Source organism: Streptomyces sp. NK08204 (assembly GCF_020400585.1).
In the GTDB taxonomy this organism is placed as follows: domain Bacteria; phylum Actinomycetota; class Actinomycetes; order Streptomycetales; family Streptomycetaceae; genus Streptomyces.
Genome location: NZ_JAINVF010000007.1, coordinates 229,523 through 247,123 on the forward strand (window position 1 = coordinate 229,523; position 17,601 = coordinate 247,123).

The 17,601-nt window shown below is 71.9% G+C and carries 11 protein-coding genes; 5 read left to right on the top strand and 6 right to left on the bottom strand.

Features of this window, described 5'->3' with window-relative positions; translation table 11 throughout:
• Nucleotides 1–666 precede the first annotated feature (666 nt).
• The 4 genes from K7G59_RS14465 to K7G59_RS14480 all read right to left on the bottom strand — a co-directional run bounded on the left by K7G59_RS14465 (nucleotide 667) and on the right by K7G59_RS14480 (nucleotide 7,033).
• The gene (locus tag K7G59_RS14465; protein WP_225834138.1) at nucleotides 667–852 is read right to left on the bottom strand and encodes a hypothetical protein; all 186 of its coding nucleotides are present in this window, start codon (nucleotides 850–852) and stop codon (nucleotides 667–669) included.
• A gap of 214 nt (nucleotides 853–1,066) precedes the next feature.
• The gene (locus tag K7G59_RS14470) at nucleotides 1,067–4,024 is read right to left on the bottom strand and encodes a BTAD domain-containing putative transcriptional regulator (protein WP_225834140.1); all 2,958 of its coding nucleotides are present in this window, start codon (nucleotides 4,022–4,024) and stop codon (nucleotides 1,067–1,069) included.
• Between the two features lie 332 nt (nucleotides 4,025–4,356).
• Nucleotides 4,357–5,571, bottom strand: coding sequence for a globin domain-containing protein (locus tag K7G59_RS14475; RefSeq protein WP_225834142.1), 1,215 nt, complete (start codon nucleotides 5,569–5,571; stop codon nucleotides 4,357–4,359).
• A gap of 73 nt (nucleotides 5,572–5,644) precedes the next feature.
• Nucleotides 5,645–7,033, bottom strand: a complete 1,389-nt coding sequence (locus K7G59_RS14480) for a CehA/McbA family metallohydrolase (protein ID WP_225834143.1) — start codon at nucleotides 7,031–7,033, stop codon at nucleotides 5,645–5,647.
• Nucleotides 7,034–7,127: 94 nt separating this feature from the next.
• On the opposite strand from K7G59_RS14480, the gene K7G59_RS14485 reads away from it, so the two are divergent.
• The 3 genes from K7G59_RS14485 to K7G59_RS14495 all read left to right on the top strand — a co-directional run bounded on the left by K7G59_RS14485 (nucleotide 7,128) and on the right by K7G59_RS14495 (nucleotide 11,285).
• Complete coding sequence (locus K7G59_RS14485) at nucleotides 7,128–8,021, top strand: LLM class F420-dependent oxidoreductase (protein WP_225834144.1); 894 nt, start codon at nucleotides 7,128–7,130, stop codon at nucleotides 8,019–8,021.
• Nucleotides 8,022–8,045: 24 nt separating this feature from the next.
• Nucleotides 8,046–10,634 (top strand): bifunctional FO biosynthesis protein CofGH, encoded by a 2,589-nt coding sequence (locus K7G59_RS14490; protein WP_225834145.1) that lies wholly within the window; start codon nucleotides 8,046–8,048, stop codon nucleotides 10,632–10,634.
• Nucleotides 10,635–10,718: 84 nt separating this feature from the next.
• Nucleotides 10,719–11,285 (top strand): hypothetical protein, encoded by a 567-nt coding sequence (locus K7G59_RS14495; RefSeq protein ID WP_225834146.1) that lies wholly within the window; start codon nucleotides 10,719–10,721, stop codon nucleotides 11,283–11,285.
• On the opposite strand, the gene K7G59_RS14500 is transcribed toward K7G59_RS14495, so the two are convergent.
• A complete protein-coding gene (locus K7G59_RS14500) occupies nucleotides 11,278–11,808 on the bottom strand; it encodes a DUF2165 domain-containing protein (RefSeq protein ID WP_225834147.1) in 531 nt (176 codons plus the stop codon). The two genes, K7G59_RS14495 and K7G59_RS14500, sit on opposite strands and share 8 nt — an antisense overlap.
• Before the next feature lie 82 nt (nucleotides 11,809–11,890).
• Between K7G59_RS14500 and K7G59_RS14505 the strand changes: the two genes are divergently transcribed.
• Both K7G59_RS14505 and K7G59_RS14510 read left to right on the top strand, forming a co-directional pair.
• Nucleotides 11,891–14,320 carry an ATP-binding protein gene (locus K7G59_RS14505; RefSeq protein WP_225834148.1) on the top strand — a complete coding sequence of 810 codons (2,430 nt, stop codon included), beginning with the start codon at nucleotides 11,891–11,893 and terminating at the stop codon, nucleotides 14,318–14,320.
• 199 nt (nucleotides 14,321–14,519) lie between these two features.
• Complete coding sequence (locus tag K7G59_RS14510) at nucleotides 14,520–15,635, top strand: ADP-ribosylglycohydrolase family protein (protein ID WP_225834149.1); 1,116 nt, start codon at nucleotides 14,520–14,522, stop codon at nucleotides 15,633–15,635.
• Nucleotides 15,636–15,639: 4 nt separating this feature from the next.
• On the opposite strand, the gene K7G59_RS14515 is transcribed toward K7G59_RS14510, so the two are convergent.
• Nucleotides 15,640–17,556, bottom strand: a complete 1,917-nt coding sequence (locus K7G59_RS14515) for an MFS transporter (protein WP_225834150.1) — start codon at nucleotides 17,554–17,556, stop codon at nucleotides 15,640–15,642.
• Between the last annotated feature and the right edge of the window lie 45 nt (nucleotides 17,557–17,601).

The following is a 17,601-nucleotide window of genomic DNA, read 5'->3' on the forward strand; positions in this document are numbered from 1 at the left end:
CGGAGGAGGTCGGCGAGGGTACGAGGGACCCCGGTGACGCGCAGGCCGCAACGCTCCACGATGTCGGTCACGGGAAGAGGGATCCGGTGGATCCGGACGCCGGCCGCCGGACCGCTCCGGGTACGAAGCCCGGGATCGGTGAACTCGAGCCGGTTCGCTGCCTCGGCACCCAGGGTCTCGATCATCCAGAGGCGAGCCGCCGGCCGGTGACTGACGATGAGCCCCGGATTGAGCAGTTGGGCCGCCCGCAGCCGCAGGAGCACACCGACCGTTCTCCCGGGCTCCGCCCAGGCGCCGCTCCTGATCCGGGTCCGCCCTTCGCCGCCAAGCCGCCGCGAGAGCGAGCTCCGGGGCCACCCGGCCGCCGACGCCCGCGAGGTGAGCAGCACGCCCCCCTCGACAAGGTTCTTTGCCCCGCTTGCTGTGGACAACTCCCCCCGGGCCTCGGCTGGAGGCTGGAATTGGCAGATCCGTTCCACCACAGGCCGCGCCGACCTCGGTCAAGGCCACGCGCTCGTGGAACGAATCCGCCAATTCCCGGGCGGGACAGGAGGGTCAGCGGGTGCGCAGGGCCGCCATGAACGCCGTCCACGAACCCTGGACACGCCTCGGCCGCGACGGCCCCCCTCCGTGCCGTCGCGGCCGACCCCCGTCGGGAGGGTGGTCTTACTTGCTGTCCAGGTCCAGGGCGGGCGGAGCGGGCATGGCGTTGTTCATGGTGACGATCGCCTCGTCCGTCGCGGGCGGCGTGGGCATGGCGTTGTTCATGGTGACGATCGTCTCGTCCGTCGCGGGCGGCGTGGGCATCGCGTTGTTGTCCGGCGAGACGGTCGTCTTCTTCTGGTCGCTCATGGGCCTGTGTTCCTCTGCTTGGTGACGAGTGAGGAACGCCCGTCCGGAAGCTCCCCCGAGGCTTCTGGACGGGCGTTCGGAGCCGCACACTAACCGGTTGGGCTCCGGGTCGGACCATCTGCCCCCCGATGCGAAGGTCTGACGGGAACGAGCATGCCGGGAGGAGATAAACGAACGCTGAACGTCCGCATTTCCTGGTGGAGAAGCGCCTTGGTCACCCTGCGGACGCGAGGAGCGGTCGCACGGTGTCGGCCTCCGGCGCACCGCTTTGTTCGTAGAGGTTGAGCGCTTCGTGCCAGCAGGCTCTGGCCCGGTCCACCTGCCCCAGCTCACCCAGCGCCTGTCCCAGGAGTGTCAGGACGTTCCCTCGCATCCGGTCGCCGCCGATGCACCCCAAGGTGACTGCCAGTTCGGCGTGTTGGGCGGCCTGCGCCGGGCGATGCGCCGCGAGGTGCACCTGTGCGATCCGGAAGTTGGTCACCCCCTCCCACAGTCGCTGCCGGTGGTTGTTGAAGATGCTCAGGGCCTCGGAGAACTGGTCCAGTGCCTCGCTGGGACGTCCGGCCTGGGTCAGGGCCACTCCCAGCGCGAAGTGGCTGTTGGCGAGGCGCACGGAGCGCCCGATCTCGCTGTGTGCCGCTAGGCCGCGCTTCGCGATCTCGACCGCTTTGGCCGTATCACCCATCCCCAGGTACGCGCGTGACAGGTTGCCCAGGACGGTGGCTTCGAAGGGCCGGTTCCCCGCTGCCCTCAGACCTATGAGTGCCTGGTCGAACAAGGCCTTTCCCTCGGCGAACCGGCCCTGGTGCAGGCAGATGAGTCCCCGGTTGTTGGCCACCCAGCTGACCGCGGTGGCGTCCTGCGCGGTGCCGGCCAGTTCCATGGCGACGCGGGCTTCGTCCTCCGCATGCTCGATGCGGCCGGAGACCAGGAGCACGTCGCTGAGTACCGTACGTGCCCTTCCCTCCGCCCGCTTGTCGCCCACGGCTCGGGTGGCCTCACAGGTGGCCCTGGCCGTCATCTCGTACTGGTACGAGCTGGCCCCGGATTCGGTCAAGTCCTTGGCTGCCCAGAGGAGGTCGACAGCCCGCCGCAGTCTCCTTGTTCCCGCCGCCTGCCGCACGCAGGCCAGCAGCGGCCCCGCCTCCGTGTACAACCAGTCGAGGGCCGCCGCCCCGTCGACGAAGCGAAGCCCCGGATAGTGCGTGGGCTCCAGATCGTCGATCAGTCGGTCCCGGGGCTGCTCGATCGCGTACACCTGCGCAGTCGTCGCCAAATAGAAGTCCAGCAACCGCGACATGGCAGCCTCCCGCTCGCTCGGCGGCTGTTCGTCCCGCTCCGCGCATGCGCGCGCGTAGAGCCGGACCAGGTCGTGGAAGCGGTAGCGGCCAGGCGCGGCCGACTCCAGCAGTGACGTGTCGACGAGGGACTCCAGCAGGTCCTCCGTCTGCTCCGGCGGGAGGTCAAGGACCGCCGCGGCGGCGGCCAGGGACATGTCCGGGCCGTCGGCCAGGCCCAGCAGTCTGAACGCCCGCGCCTGGGCGGGCTCCAGTTGGCCGTAGCCCAGTTCGAAGGTCGCCTTGACCGCCAGGTCCCCGGCCTGCAGCTCGTCGAGCCGGCGCCGCTCGTCCGCCAGCTTCGCCGCGAGGACCGACACCGTCCAGGTGCGGCGGGCCGCCAGGCGGGATGCCGCGATGCGGATGGCCAGGGGGAGGAAACCGCAGGCCGCGACGACGTCCAGCGCGGCCTCGCGCTCCGAGGCCACCCGCTCCACGCCGACGATCTTCGTGAACAACGCCAGCGCCTCGTCAGGCGACATCACGTCCAGGTCCACCAGGTGGGCCCCGGCCAGGTCCACCATCCGTATCCGCGACGTGACCAGCGCCGCGCAGCCCTCCGTGCCGGGCAGCAGGGGGCGTACCTGGGCCGCGTCCTTCGCGTTGTCCAGGAGTACGAGCACCCGGCGGCCGTCCAGGACCGAGCGGTACAGCGCCGCCCGTTCCTCCAGGGAGTCCGGGATCGCGGAGTCCGCCGTGCCCAGGGCGCGCAGGAAGGAGCCCAGGACCGTTTCCGGTTCCGCGGCGCGGTGGCCGGCGCCCTGGAGGTCCACGTACAGCTGGCCGTCCGGGAACGCCGGGCGGGCGCGGTGGGCCACGTGCACCGCCAGCGTCGTCTTGCCCACGCCGCCGATACCGGCCAGCGCCGAGACGGCCATCACCCGGCCCTCCGCCTCCGACGCCGAGGCCAGTACGTCGCTCAGCTCGCTCACGAAAGCGGCCCGGCCCGTGAAGTCGGGGACCGACGCGGGCAGCTGTGCCGGGCGGACCGGGACGACGGACGGCTCCGTCACCGGTGCCGAGGGCTCGGCCAGAGCCGGGTCGGCCTGCAGGATGCGCTGTTGCAGTTCACGGAGGCCGGGGCGAGGATCCACGCCCAGTTCGTCGGCCAGCAGGCGGCGCGTGTCGGCGTACACCGCCAGGGCCTCCGCCTGCCGGCCGCTGCGGTACAGCGCCAGCATCAGCAGTTCGCGCAGGCGCTCGCGCAGGGGGTGCGCGGCCGTCAGGGCCGTCAGCTCCGACACCGCCTCGGCATGGCAGCCCTGCTCGAGGTCCAGGTCCAGGCGGGACTCGAGCAGTACCAGGCGCCACTCCTCCAGCCTGGCCCGCTGCCCCTCCGCGTACGGGCCGGGGACGCCGGCCAGCGGCTCACCGTCCCACAGGGCCAGTGCCCGGTTCAGGGTCCGGCGGGCGTGGGCGAGGTCGCCGTTGCTCCGCGCCTTCTCCGCCTCGGCCGCCAGTCCCTGCGCCGCCGCGAGGTCCAGGGCGCCCTCACGCAGGCCGCGTACCGCGTAGCCGCCCGACTCGCTGACCAGAACTCCGGGGTCCAGGACCTTCCGCAGCCGGGACGCGTACGTGCGCAACGCCGCCAGTGCCTGCGAGGGAGGCTCGGTGCCCCACAGTGCGTCGATCAGCTCCGCGGCCGTCGCCGTACGGCCCTCGCGCAGCAGCAGGGCTGCCAGCAGGGCGCGCTGCTGAGGGGAGCCCGTGCTGAGCGGCGCCTCGCCGCGCCAGGCCCGCACCGGACCGAGCACGCTGAAGCGCAACGCCGCCGGCTCCGCGATGGTCACGGAGTCGGCGCGCCGCTGCTCCGGCACTCGCGGCCCACCGTCCATGGGTTCGTCCCCCTAGGCACTCGAACAACTCCGCCAGTTTGCCTTGTTCCGGGCGGTTGCGTCAGCCGTGCGAGACGCCGATCACATATGGGCGCGCCTTGGTCCACAAGGCCCTCACACGGTCTTCGCACGGCGGCCGCCCAGGAGGGGCGGGGACAGTAGTTGACGAGTCGTCACGGCACGGCTGTTCGTCAAGCGGCAGGGAACCCATGGGGAGGTGCCGTTCGGTGGGTTCGAGAAGAGCGGGGTGGGGCGCGACGTCGGGTCGTACGCCCTGCACGCGTACAGCGCGCTTCGGGTGCCTGCCCCGGCCGGGGAGGGCCGGCGCCCTCTCAGGGCTGGTTGTGCGGGCTGATCCAGGCGATCTCGCGCCTGCGCAGGAACCAGTCGGCGCTGCCCGACGGCCGCTTGGCCCCGTAAGAGCCGGCGAACGGGTCGTTGTGCACCGCCTCGGCCGGGACCCCGGTCTGGCGCAGGGCGGTCCGGACCGCGGCGACCATGGGGCCCGGGCCGGCGACGAACACCTGCACGTGCTGCACTCCGGCCGCGACGGCGCACGCGGCGACCTCACGCAGCAGGCGTTCGTGGCCGTCCTGGGAGCCGCCGGCGCGTGGGGCGAGGGCGACGCCGACGTCCAGCCAGTGGTGTTTGTCGGCCAGGGCGGTGAGGTCGTCCCAGTCGTAGAGGTCCCGCTCTGTGCGTGCGCCCACGAGCAGTTGGACCGGGGGCGGTTCGAGCTGGAGGGCCAGGTCCTCGATGAGCGCCTTGATCTGTGCCCAGCCGGTGCCGCCCGCCACGCAGAGCAGCCCGCCGCCCGGGGTGGCGGGCACGCCGAGCGTGCCCATCGGCGGTCCCAGGCGCACCACGTCGCCGACCTGTACGAGGTCGACCAGCGCGGGGCTGAGCGCGCCGTCCCGTACGCGGCGGACATGCAGCTCCAAGGTGTTGTCCAGCCGTGGCGCGTTGGCGATCGAGTAGGGCCGCCAGACCTGCGGGGCCTGGCTCGTGGTCAGGCTCAGGTACTGGCCGCTCCGGTAGGGGTAGGGCATGCGGGGGCGCAGCGTCAGCACGGCGACGTCGGCTGTGCGCGGCTCGTGGCGCACGACGTCGGCGTCCCAGTAGTCGGGCAGTTCCTTCGCGTCGGCCTCGGCCGCCGCGTCGATCATGACCGTGCTGATGACGGAGTAGGCGGCGAGCCAGGTGTCCTGGATCTCCTCCGACCACTGGTCGCCGGAGAAGGTCTTCAGTGTGGCGATCAGGCTCATGCCCACCGCGGGGTAGTGCTCGGGTCGTGCTCCGAACTTGCGGTGGTCGAAGCCGAGTTGCCGCAGATAGGCGACCAGCGCGTCGGTGTCGTGCGCATGGGCCGCCGCGTGTCCGAGGGCCAGCAGCAGTCGGTCGCGCTGTTCGTCCATGCGCTCGGGGAACATCGACCGGATGCCTGGGTGTGCGGCAAACAGATGTGCGTAGAAGAAGCGGGACGCCTGTTCTGCCCGGCGCTCAACTATGGCGAAACTCTGCTTGAGAAGGTCAGAATCGAAGGACACTGGCCGATTCTAGGCCCGCATTTCACAATAACCGCATGTTTTCTGCACGCTGCGGTGGCGTGTCGCGTGGGGGTCAGGGCCGACCCGGGCCCAGGAAAACGGGGTTGGTGAAGGCGGCCAGCGGGCCTGGCAGGGCTGTGACGGCCGGGTCGTGACGGACCTCGGCGCGTACGTACGCCGAGGACACGGCAGTTGTACGCCACTGGGCCGAACCGACGCCGGAAACAGGCATGTTGCCGCTCGTGAAGAGCGTGCCCCGGTCGGTGACGAAGCGGATCGTGCAGCGCGGCGCCCCCGTCACCGCCAGGTGGACCGTCACCGGCATGTCGTCCGGCACCTCCAACCACTCGCCGGCAACCGCCTGTTGCCCGGACTCGGCCGTCGCGTCGAAGTCGAGCCGTACGTAAGGGGATTCGGCCACGTACGAATGGCCGGCGCGCAGGCCGTCCTGGATCGCCTCCCGGGTCAGATCGTCGGCGAGGACGACCGTCTGGGGCAGGCCGACCTTGTCCGGGGCGCGGTGGGCGTCGCTGCCGCCCATCGCCGGCAGCCACGCCCGCCGCTCACGTGCCGAGGTGGCGAGCCCCGCATCCCAGGCGGCCAGGGCCACTTCGTCGTCGGGCGTGTACGGCCCGTTCCACACCTCGACCGCGTCCGCCTCCGCGAACCCGAACTTCCAGGCGCATCCGAGGCACGTGGCGTACGGATGCGCCGGTACGACCAGCCCCCCGGCGCGGCGGATCTCCCGGGCGAAGTGCGCCCAGCGGTTGTCCCGGGCCCGGTAGCGCCAGTCGACGAACGTGCCGGGGTCGGTCCCGAGGGCCAGCACATGGCCGTTGCGCGTGGTGACCTCCTCGCCGAGCAGGACGAGCAGGTCGTCGCCCGCCACGTCGGCCCAATGGGCGTGGGAGGACGTCGTGTTGTGCTCGGAGCTGTTGATGAAGTCCAGTCCGGCAGCGCGGGCCAGCGTCGCGATCTCGGCCGGGGTGCGCCGGCCGTCGGAGTGCCAGGAGTGCAGGTGACAGTCCCCCCGGTACCAGTTCCGCCCCCGGCCCGCAGCCCGCGCGGGCGGATACACCGGCCGCGGGGTCCTGCCGGGCTCCCCTTCGGTGAGCGTCACCGTCAGCTCGTACGCCAGGCCCTGCGGGGCGACGGTGTAGGGACCGAGCGCGATGTGCCAGGTCCCCGGGCTGAGCGGGCCCGGCAGATAACCGGGGGTGGCGTCGTCGGCCCGGACGAAGAACTCCGTCCGGGCCCCGCCCGACCATCCCCGAAAACCCGACTCGAGACCGCGTTCGTCGAAGAGACCGATGTCGAGCGCGTTGCCGGGGGTGCCGCGCGGCACCGAGGGCCGGTCGTAGGCGTAGGCGACGTGCAACTCCCGGGTGCCGGGCGGTACTGCCACGGGCACGTAGACACAGTCCGGCGCGCCCGGAGCGAGAGTGCCGCGCAGGGTCGTCACACGTCCAGGGTAGATACGGGGCAGGCGCGGGGCCACGGCGAAATCCCGACCGGTCGGTATCGACAGACGGGACGGCAGCCGGTACAGATGACCCATGCGCATCGCCGTCACGATCTTCCTCACCGATGAGACCGTCACCCCCACCCGGCTCGCACGGGAGCTGGAAACGCGCGGCTTCGCGGGGCTGTACCTGCCGGAGCACACCCACATCCCCGTCGAACGGACCACCCCGTATCCGGCCGGCGGCGAGCTGCCGCGCGAGTACGGCCGTACGCTCGACCCCTTCGTCGCGCTCGGGCAGGCGGCGGCCGTGACCGAGCGGCTGGGGCTCGGCACCGGAATCACCTTGGTGGCCCAGCACGACCCGATCGACCTCGCCAAGCAGGCGGCGACCCTGGACCATCTCTCCGGCGGGCGCTTCACCCTCGGCGTCGGCTTCGGCTGGAACGTGGAGGAAGCCGCCGACCACGGCGTTCAGTGGCGCACCCGGCGGGCGCTGGTCCGTGACCGCATGGCCCTGATGCGGGCGCTGTGGTCGGAGGAACCGACCGGGCACGAGGGCGAGTTCGGGAGTGTGCGACCGAGCCTCGCGTTCCCCAAGCCGGTGCGCGAGCCGCGCGGACCGGTCGTCGGCCCGCGCATCCTGGTCGGCGGGGCCGCCGGGCCCGGGCTGTTCGCGCACATCGCCGAGTACGCCGACGGCTGGCTGCCGATCGGCGGACGCGGGCTGTCCGAGTCGCTGCCCGTGCTGCGCTCGGTGTGGGCGGACGCGGGCCGCGACCCGGCCACCCTCCAGTGCGTCCCGTACGCCGTCCACCCCACCCCCGGCAAGCTCGCCCACTACGCCGACCTGGGGATCGAGGAGGTCGTGGTCCAGCTGCCGCCCGCGGGGGAGGCGGAGGTACTGCGCGCGCTGGACGCGTACGCGAGCCTTCTCCAGCCCTCGTCCCAACCCCTCGTCAGCCCCTCGTCAGCCCCTCGTCCTTGATCGGCGCGAACGTATCCTCGAAGGATGACGACTTCCGCGACCTCCGGAACCGGCGGACCCACCGAGAACTCCATGCGTCGCGCCCTCAAACGCGCCCGCGACGGCGTCGCCCTCGACGTCGCCGAGACGGCGGTACTGCTCCAGGCCCGTGGCGAGGCCCTCACCGACCTCGCCGCGTCGGCCGCCCGGGTACGGGACGCGGGCCTCGAACAAGCGGGCCGTCCGGGTGTCATCACCTACTCGAAGAGCGTCTTCATCCCCCTGACCCGGCTGTGCCGGGACAAGTGCCACTACTGCACGTTCGTCACCGTCCCCGGCAAGCTGCGCCGGGCGGGCCACGGAATGTTCATGTCCCCGGACGAGGTGCTGGACATCGCCCGCAAGGGCGCCGCCCTCGGCTGCAAGGAAGCCCTGATCACCCTCGGCGACAAGCCCGAGGACCGCTGGCCGCAGGCGCGCGAATGGCTCGACGCGCACGGCTACGACGACACCATCGCCTACGTCCGCGCGATCTCCGTCCGCATCCTGGAGGAGACCGGGCTCCTGCCCCACCTCAACCCCGGCGTGATGACCTGGACGGACTTCCAGCGTCTGAAGCCCGTCGCCCCCTCCATGGGCATGATGCTGGAGACGACCGCGACGCGGCTGTGGTCCGAGCCCGGCGGCCCGCACCACGGCTCCCCGGACAAGGAACCGGCCGTACGCCTGCGCGTCCTGGAAGACGCCGGCCGCTCCTCGGTCCCCTTCACCTCCGGCCTGCTCATCGGCATCGGCGAGACGTACGAGGAGCGTGCGGAGTCCCTCTTCGCCCTCCGCAAGGTCTCCCGGGCCTACCACGGCATCCAGGAGCTGATCATCCAGAACTTCCGCGCCAAGCCGGACACGGCGATGCGCGGCATGCCGGATGCCGAACTGGACGACCTGGTCGCCACGGTGGCCGTCGCCCGCCACATCATGGGCCCCTCCGCCTGCCTCCAGGCCCCGCCGAACCTGGTCGACAGCGAGTACGAGCGGCTGATCGGCGCCGGCATCGACGACTGGGGCGGGGTCTCCCCGCTGACCATCGACCACGTCAACCCCGAGCGCCCCTGGCCGCAGATCGAGGAGCTGGCCGAGCGGTCCGCGGCGGCCGGCTTCGAGCTGCGTGAACGCCTGTGCGTGTACCCGGAGTTCGTCCGCCGCGGCGAGCCGTGGCTGGACCCGCGGCTGCGCCCGCACGTGAGCGCGCTGGCCGACCCGGAGACCGGCCTGGCCCTGCCGGACGCGGTGGTCGAGGGCCGCCCGTGGCAGGAGCCGGAGGAGGCGTTCGTACCGACCGGCCGTACCGACCTGCACCGCACGATCGACACCGAGGGCCGCACCGCCGACCGCCGCGACGACTTCGACGAGGTGTACGGCGACTGGGAGGCGCTGCGCGAGGCGGCGGCCCCCGGCATGGCACCGGAGCGCATCGACACGGACGTCCGCCAGGCCCTGCGCACGGCGGCCGACGACCCGACCCGCCTGACGGACGCCGAGGCGCTGGCCCTGCTGCACGCGGACGGCCCGGCGCTGGACGCCCTGTGCCGGGTCGCGGACGACGTGCGCAGGTCGGCCGTGGGCGACGACGTGACGTACATCGTCACCCGCAACATCAACTTCACCAACGTCTGCTACACCGGCTGCCGCTTCTGCGCCTTCGCGCAGCGCAGGACGGACGCCGACGCGTACACGCTGTCGCTGGAGCAGGTCGCGGACCGCGCCCAGCAGGCCTGGGACGTGGGCGCGGTCGAGGTGTGCATGCAGGGCGGCATCCATCCCGACCTGCCGGGGACGGCGTACTTCGACATCGCGAAGGCGGTGAAGGAGCGGGTGCCCGGGATGCACGTGCACGCGTTCTCCCCGATGGAGGTGGTCAACGGCGCGACCAGGACGGGCATGTCCGTCCGCGAGTGGCTGGCGGCGGCGAAGGAAGCGGGCCTGGACACCATTCCCGGTACGGCGGCGGAGATCCTGGACGACGAGGTCCGCTGGGTGCTGACCAAGGGCAAGCTGCCCACGGCGACCTGGATCGAGGTGGTCACGACCGCCCACGAGCTGGGCATCCGCTCGTCCTCCACGATGATGTACGGGCACGTCGACCAGCCCCGCCACTGGCTGGGCCACCTGCGCACGCTGGCTCGCATCCAGCGGGAGACGGGCGGCTTCACGGAGTTCGTGACACTCCCCTTCATCCATACGAACGCGCCGGTGTACCTGGCGGGCATCGCCCGGCCGGGACCGACGACGAGGGACAACCGCGCCGTGACGGCGATGGCCCGCCTCCTCCTCCACCCCTGGATCCCCAACATCCAGACAAGCTGGGTCAAGCTGGGCACAGAGGGTGCGGCGGAGATGCTCCGCTCGGGGGCGAACGACCTGGGCGGCACGCTGATGGAGGAGACGATCTCCCGCATGGCGGGCTCGTCCTACGGCTCGTACAAGTCGGTGCGGGACCTGGTGGCGGTCGCGGAGGCGGCCGGCCGCCCGGCGAAGCCGCGGACGACCCTGTACGGAGAGGTGCCGCAGGAGCGGCAGCGGGCGGCGGAGGCCTCCGACGGGCACCTGCCGGAGCTGCTGCCGGTGCTGGACTGAGGTCCTGGCCCGAACGCGGACTGAGTACGATGATCCGACCCCTGTGCTGAGGAGGGGGACCCGTAGCGGAGGAGATGCGTACCCGTGGCTGCCCGACTGCCCTCGTGGGCCTGGGTCTCCGGACTGACGGCGGGAGCGACCGCCGCCGTCATCGCCCTGGCCGTGCAGGCGAACCACGGGCCGCATCCCACGGCCTCGACGTCTGTGAAGCCCCGCCCGTCGGCATCGGCGGGCGGCCACGCGTCCGCCACCCCGCAGCAGCCGTCGCCGCCCGCGCTGCCGGCGGACTCCGGCACGGGCCGCCGGATCGTGTACTCGCTCGGTGAGAAGCGGGTCTGGCTGGTGGACGCGACCGGCAAGGCGAGCCGGACGTTCACGGTGTGGCCGGGCACGGTGAACCCCCGGCCCGGCAGCTACTCGGTCATCAGGCGGGTCCAGTCCCTCAAGGGCTCGGACGGTGTCGAGATCGAGCACGTCATGTACTTCACCCTGGCGTCCGGTGTGAACGTGGCCTTCTCCAATGCCCTCGACGGCGCTTCACCGCCGCCCGCGAACGGCAAGAAGCTGGGCGGCATCCGTATGCACAAGGAGGACGGCGCCGCCCTGTGGGCCTTCGGCGATCAGGGCACGAAGGTGACGGTCGTCACATAGACCCCGCCTGGCGCCCGCCCGGCAGCTGGTTGACGACCAGCGCCACTCCGCTGAGCACGACCACCCGGGTCGCCGCCTCCAGCCCGTTCCAGCTCTTCGACTGCCACATCGCGAACCACTCACCGCCGATGGCGATGAACCCGGCACCGAAGAGCAGGAGCAGCATCAGCAGCCCGTAGGTGGAGTACCGCCGGGCGAGATCGACGTCCCGCCGCACCCAGAGGGACGTCCCCCAGATCAGGACGAGGGCGGCCACCGACTCCCACACGATGATCGCCACGTAAGCGGTGTCCTGAAGCCCCTTGCTGGTGATCGCGCGCCACATCAGGTCGTCGTCCCTGAAGGTCGTGTCCATGGCGAGCACATGCTCCACGAACTGCTGGTTGGTCCCGAAGTCGGTGATGTTCCCGAAGGCGACGAGGGCGATGTAGAGGGCGACCGTGCCCGTGAGAACGCCGGAGGCGAGATCGAGGCCGGTGCGCCGTGCGGGGGTGACGGGAGTCCGTGGGGGGGTGGTGGTCATGGCGGGATTCTCCCCGGGGAACGCCACCTCGTCTCCTGCGCATTGAGCCAGAATGGAACGGCCGAGGGGGAAGGGCATACGCATGGTGCAGGCGCGGCCGTCGATGCAGGAGCTGATCGGGCGACGGAGACGGGCAGGGTTCGTCGGCCGGAGCGACGAACGGGCGGCGTTCCGGGAGAACCTGGACCTGCCGCCCGAGGACGAACGCCACCGCTTCCTCTTCCACGTCCACGGCAACGCGGGTGTCGGAAAGACATTCCTGGTACGGGAGTTGGAGCAGATCGCGCGGGAGCGGGGCGCGCTGACGGCGTACGTCGACGAGGGCGTGGGCAGCATCCCGGAGGCCATGGCGGCCATCAGCCGTGAATTCCTGCGGCAGGGCAGGGAGTTCAAGAGGCTCGACAAGGCGTTGGGCATGTACCGGGAACGGCGGCACGAGGCCGAAGTGGTGATGGCCGGGCTGGAGCCGGACCCGGACGGCCCGTCGGCGGTGACGGCGACGGCGGTACGGGCGGGACTGGCCGGCCTGAGCATGCTGCCGGGGGCCGGTCCTTTCGTGGGCGCGGTCGACCCCGCCCAACTGGCCCAGTACGCCGACCGGTTGCGGCGTGGCCTCAGCGCCCGGTTCGGCAACCAGGACGACGTGCAACTGGTGCTGTCCCCCGAGCGGGAGCTGACTCCCAGACTGCTCGACGAGTTGGCTGCCGTGGCCGCCGCCGCACCCTGGATCGTCCTGTTCTTCGACACCTACGAAAGGACCGGACCGTTCGTCGACGGCTGGCTGCACGAGCTGATGACGACCGACCGGCACGGGGCGCTGCCCGCCAACGTGGTCGTGGTCACGGCAGGCCGGCGACTCTTCGACACGGCCCGCTGGGGCGGCTTCGCCGACTTCATGACGGACCTGCCGCTCGGCCCGTTCACGGAGGCGGAGGCCCGGGGCCTGCTCGCGGACCGCGGCGTGCGGGACGAGTCGGTCGTCGCGGAGGTGCTGCGGCTGACGGCCGGACTGCCGGTTCTCGTCTCCACCCTCGCGGAGGCGAGGCCCACCGATCCGGGCGACGTGGGGGATCCGAGCGCGGATGCCGTGGAGCGGTTCCTGAAGTGGGAGCGGGATCCCGTGCGGCGGGGGCTGGCTCTGGCCTGTGCGCTGCCCCGGCGGCTCGACGCGGACGTGTTCCGGGCCGTGGCGGAGTGCGGCGAGGAGGAACTCGACGCCCTGTACGGCTGGGTGCGGGAACTGCCCTTTGTCGACGGGCGCGGTGAGGCGGTGCGGTACCACGACGTCGTCCGAGCACCGATGCTCCGGCTGCAGCGGGCACGGTCGCCCCGGAGGTGGGGCGAGCTGCAGCGCCGGCTGACGGAGGTGTTCGGGCAGTGGCGTCATGAGATCGAAGGGGCCCGGGACACCGAGGAGCTGTGGACGGACGAGGAGTGGCGGGAACTGCGGCTGGCCGAGTCCTATCACCGGCTGTGCACGGGGGACCGGCAAGCGCTGCCGGTGCTGCTGCGGGAGTTCGTCCACGCCTGCGCCTCCGGTGACGCCACGGCACAACGGTGGGCGCGGGCCCTTGTGGACGCGGGCCAGGACGCCGACCTGGGGACCGTGGCCCGCTGGGGGAGCGATCTGACGCAGGCCCTCGATGACGGAGGAGTGGCCGCCGCACTCGGCCGGCTGCTGCACCGGGCGGCGCTCGACGAGCCGGAACGGGCACTCGCTCACGCGCTGCGCGGCAACAGCCTGCGGCGCACCGGGGCGTACGACGAGGCGCTGGCCGCGTACGGGAAGGCCATCGAGCTGGATCGCGGGCTGGCGCGGGCCTACCGCGGCCGGGCGCTGGCCCACGGCGAACTGGGTGACTACGGGGCGGCACTCGCGGACATCGAACAGGCCGTGGCGCTTGCGCCGGACTACCCGTGGAGTCATGCGGTGCGCGGCGAGTACCACCGCATGCTCCGCCATCACGACGAGGCGATCCAGCACCTGGACGAGGCGATCCGGCTCGACCCGACCAGCGACTTCGCCTGGGCCTCCCGGGGCGCGACCCGCCTCGCCCGGGGTGAACTCGACCGGGCTCTCGAGGATCTGGACCACGCCCTGGAACTCAACCCGGACTACGCGTGGGCGCTCGCCCGCCGGGCCCGCGTATGGCGCGCCCGGTCCGAGCCCGGCCGTCAGCTCGCCGACCTGGACCGCGCCCTCGCCCTGCAGCCGGACTGGTCCTGGGGCCGCTGCGAACGCGGCGACGCCCTCCGCGTGGCCGGGCGCGACGAGGAAGCCCTCGCCGACTACGACCGCGCGCTCGCCCTCGATCCCGAATACGCGTCGGCGTACGCGAGCCGGGGGGCGTCGTTGTCCAACCTCGGCCGTCACACGCAGGCACTGGCCGACCTCGACCACGCCCTCCGGCTGAGGCCGGAGTACCCCTGGGCGGAGCGCCAACGGGAAAACGTCCTCAGCGCCCTGTCATCGCAGGCGATGCACCGCGAAGGCCAGGAACCGGGTCCATGAGAAGTCCCGGAAGGCGAGCTGGACGCCGCATTTCCGTCCGCGGCGGCAGGAGCGTGCCCGCCCTGGGACACGACGTCGTCATGGTGGGCCGACCTCTCGAAGTGCCCCGCCGAGGCTGATTTGCCCCAGTGAACTGCCGCCTCCGGTCGATTACAGTGCTGTGCGTCGTACGTACGGACGGTTCCGTGGGGAGGTCTGGGTGGGTGCGACAGCCGGGCCCGTCTGGGGGCGCGCCGAGCAACAGGACTTCCGGAGCCGAGTGCGCGGCACGCTGCTCGGCGGTGCCGTCGGGGACGCGCTCGGCGGGCCCGTGGACACGCTCGCCCTGGAGGAGATCCGCTCCGTGCACGGCGGCGAGGGCCTGCTCGACCTGGCCTTCGGGCACGGCCGGCGCGGCACCGTCACCCACCACACCCAGCTCACCCTCTTCACCGTGGACGGGCTGATACGCGCCCAGGTGCGCCGCGACACCGGCGCCTGGCATCCGCCGACCGACCTGCACCGGGCGTACCGGCGCTGGGCGGCCACCCAGCGGGACTGGGGGCCCGACGAGCGCCGCGAGGACGACGGCTGGCTGGCGCGCGAGGAGTGGCTGTACGCCCGCCGTGACCCGACACGGGCCCTGCTCATCGGCTTCGGTGACGACACCATGGGGACTTTGCAGACACCGAAGAACCCCGGCGAACTGGGGCCGGAGGCGGTCGCCCGGTCCGCGCCGTTCGGGCTGCTGGTCGGCTGGGAACCCCAGCTCGTCGTGCAACTGGCCGTGGAGTGCGCGGCCCAGACCCACGGGCACCCCGTCGCCGCCCTGTCGGCGGGCGCGTACGCGGTGATCGTGCACGCGCTGGCCCGCGGCGACAGTCTGGACGGCGCCGTGCAGCGTGCTCTCGCCCTGCTCGCGGCCCGCCCCGGCCACGAGCCCGTGACGGACGCCCTGCAGCACGCGCTCGGCGCGGTACGGCAGGGTCTGCCGACGCCGGCACGCGTGGAGGAACTCGCGGGGGACGCCACCGCCGACAGCCTGCTCGCCGCGTCCGTCTACTGCGCACTGGTATGCGAGGACGTACGGCACGGCCTGTGCCTGGCGGTGAACCAGAGCGGCCCCTCGGCCGCCGCGGGCGCCCTCACCGGCGGCCTCCTCGGCGCCCTGCACGGCGAAACCGCCCTCCCCCCGGCCTGGCTCGCCGAACTGGAGGGCCGCCCGACCCTCCTGGTCCTGGCCGACGACTTCGCGATGGAGATGACCCAGGGGCCCGCGCTGCACGGACCGGCGGGAGCCTCTTCGGGGTGGCTGGCGAGGTACCCGCGGGGTTAGTCCGTCACTTCAGCGCGTCGGGGCAAGGAGTACCGCGCGGCAACTGGTACGGCGCGGCCAGCCGGTACGTCCCCGCCTTCGGCGCCAGCAGCATCGTCCACTTGTCGCCGTTGGGATCCTCCGGCGTCTCCATCAGACATCCGTTGGCGTTCTCGTACGACCGCCCGTCCGACAGCTTGTGCGGGGGCTTCAGGCTCTTGCCGTGATCGTCCACGATGCTCAGCCAGGGCGAGTACGGGATCCGGATGAGGATCCGTCCGGCCCTGCGCACCTCGATCGTCAGCTCGCCCTGCTCGGCCCGGTCCACCACCGCGTGGGGCTCGGCGAGCGGCGTCGGGTCGGTCACCTGGAACAGCTGCCAGTTCGCGTCGCCCCAGATCTGGCTCAGGTACGGCATCCCGCGCTGCAGCAGCTCGCGCTCGCGCTGGCCGCCGTCCCCGTCCGGGTTGTCCTTGGGCAGCACCACGAAGTGCACGGCCCACCGCTGGAGCCACTCGTGGTAGTTCGCCGAGTTCAGCGTGTCGTCGTAGAAGAGCGGGTTGCGCTCCATGTCGGCCTGGCGGTTCCAGCCGCGCGCCAGGTTGACGTACGGCGCGAGCGCGGAGGCCTCGCGGTGCGAGCGGGCCGGGACCACCTCGACACGGCCCTTCTCGGCGCCGACCTTCTGCAGCTCGTTCACCAGCGGGGCCAGTTCCCGGGCCCAGGACGCCGCCGGGGTCGTGTGGATGATGTCGTCCACCGACTTGACGCCGATCCAGGCGACGAAGCCCAGGAAGGCCAGCACGGTCAGGTACCACTTGCGCGACTTGCGCACCGTGAACGGCAGCGCCGCGATCAGCGTCACACCCGCGAAAAGCATCGGCAGCCGCGATATGTTCGAGCCGATCTGCGAGCTGATCAGCCACACGAGGACGACACCGACGCTGTACACGGCCGCCGTCAGCCGGACGGTGATCCACTCCTTGGGGACGAGGAACAGGATGAGCAGGCCGTAGGACAGGGGCAGGATCACCGAGAAGATCGTCATCGGCTGCGTGCCGGAGAACGGGAACAGCCACGCCGAGACGGCGACCACCACCGAGGGCGCCAGGCCCAGCGCCCAGGCGCCCGGCCGCCGCTTCTGGAGGAACAGCGCGACCGCGATCAGGCCCACGAAGAGCCCCGCGACCGGCGAGCCCATGGTGGCGAGCGCGGCCAGCGGTGCGGTGATCAGGGCCTTCGCCCAGCGTTTGGACCGCCACCGGTACGGCCAGCAGAAGACCGTCGCGACCGCGCCGAGCGCGAACATGGTGCCGAGCCCGAAGGTCACCCGCCCGGAGATCGCGTTGCAGACGAACGCGAAGACCCCGGCGAGCGAGGCCCACAGCGGGTTCTTCACCGCACGGCTGCGGATCAGGACGAGCGTCAGCAGGCCCGCCGACACCGTCCCGGCGATCATCATCGTCGTACGCACGCCGAGAACCGACATCAGATACGGCGACACCACGCTGTACGACACCGGGTGCATGCCGCCGTACCAGGCGAGGTTGTACGCCGAGTCGGGGTGACGGCCGACGAACTCGGCCCAGGCGTCCTGCGCCGCGAGGTCGCCACCACTGTTCGCGAACGTGAAGAACCAGATGATGTGCAGCACGCCCGAGAGGGCCGTCATGGACAGCACGGGGTGGGCGAGCAGCCGCTGCCGGAGGGGTTCGGCGGCGGAGAGAAGGCGCGCCGGTCCGGGGTTGCGGCGGCCGTACGGGCCGTCGTCACCGACGTCGTCACGACGGTCGTGACGGCTGTTGTGACGACTGCTCGTGTCAGTCGCGCCCGTCCCCCCGGTCCCGCCGGTCGCGGACAGGCGTATTCGTGGGCCGGACCCGGAGGTGGATCCCGGGCCCGGATCGGCGTCGTCGGCGCGTGTCGGCTCCGCTGTGGCCACCTGTAGGCACTCCCCGTGTCCCTGTCCCGTCTTCTTTTCTCGGCC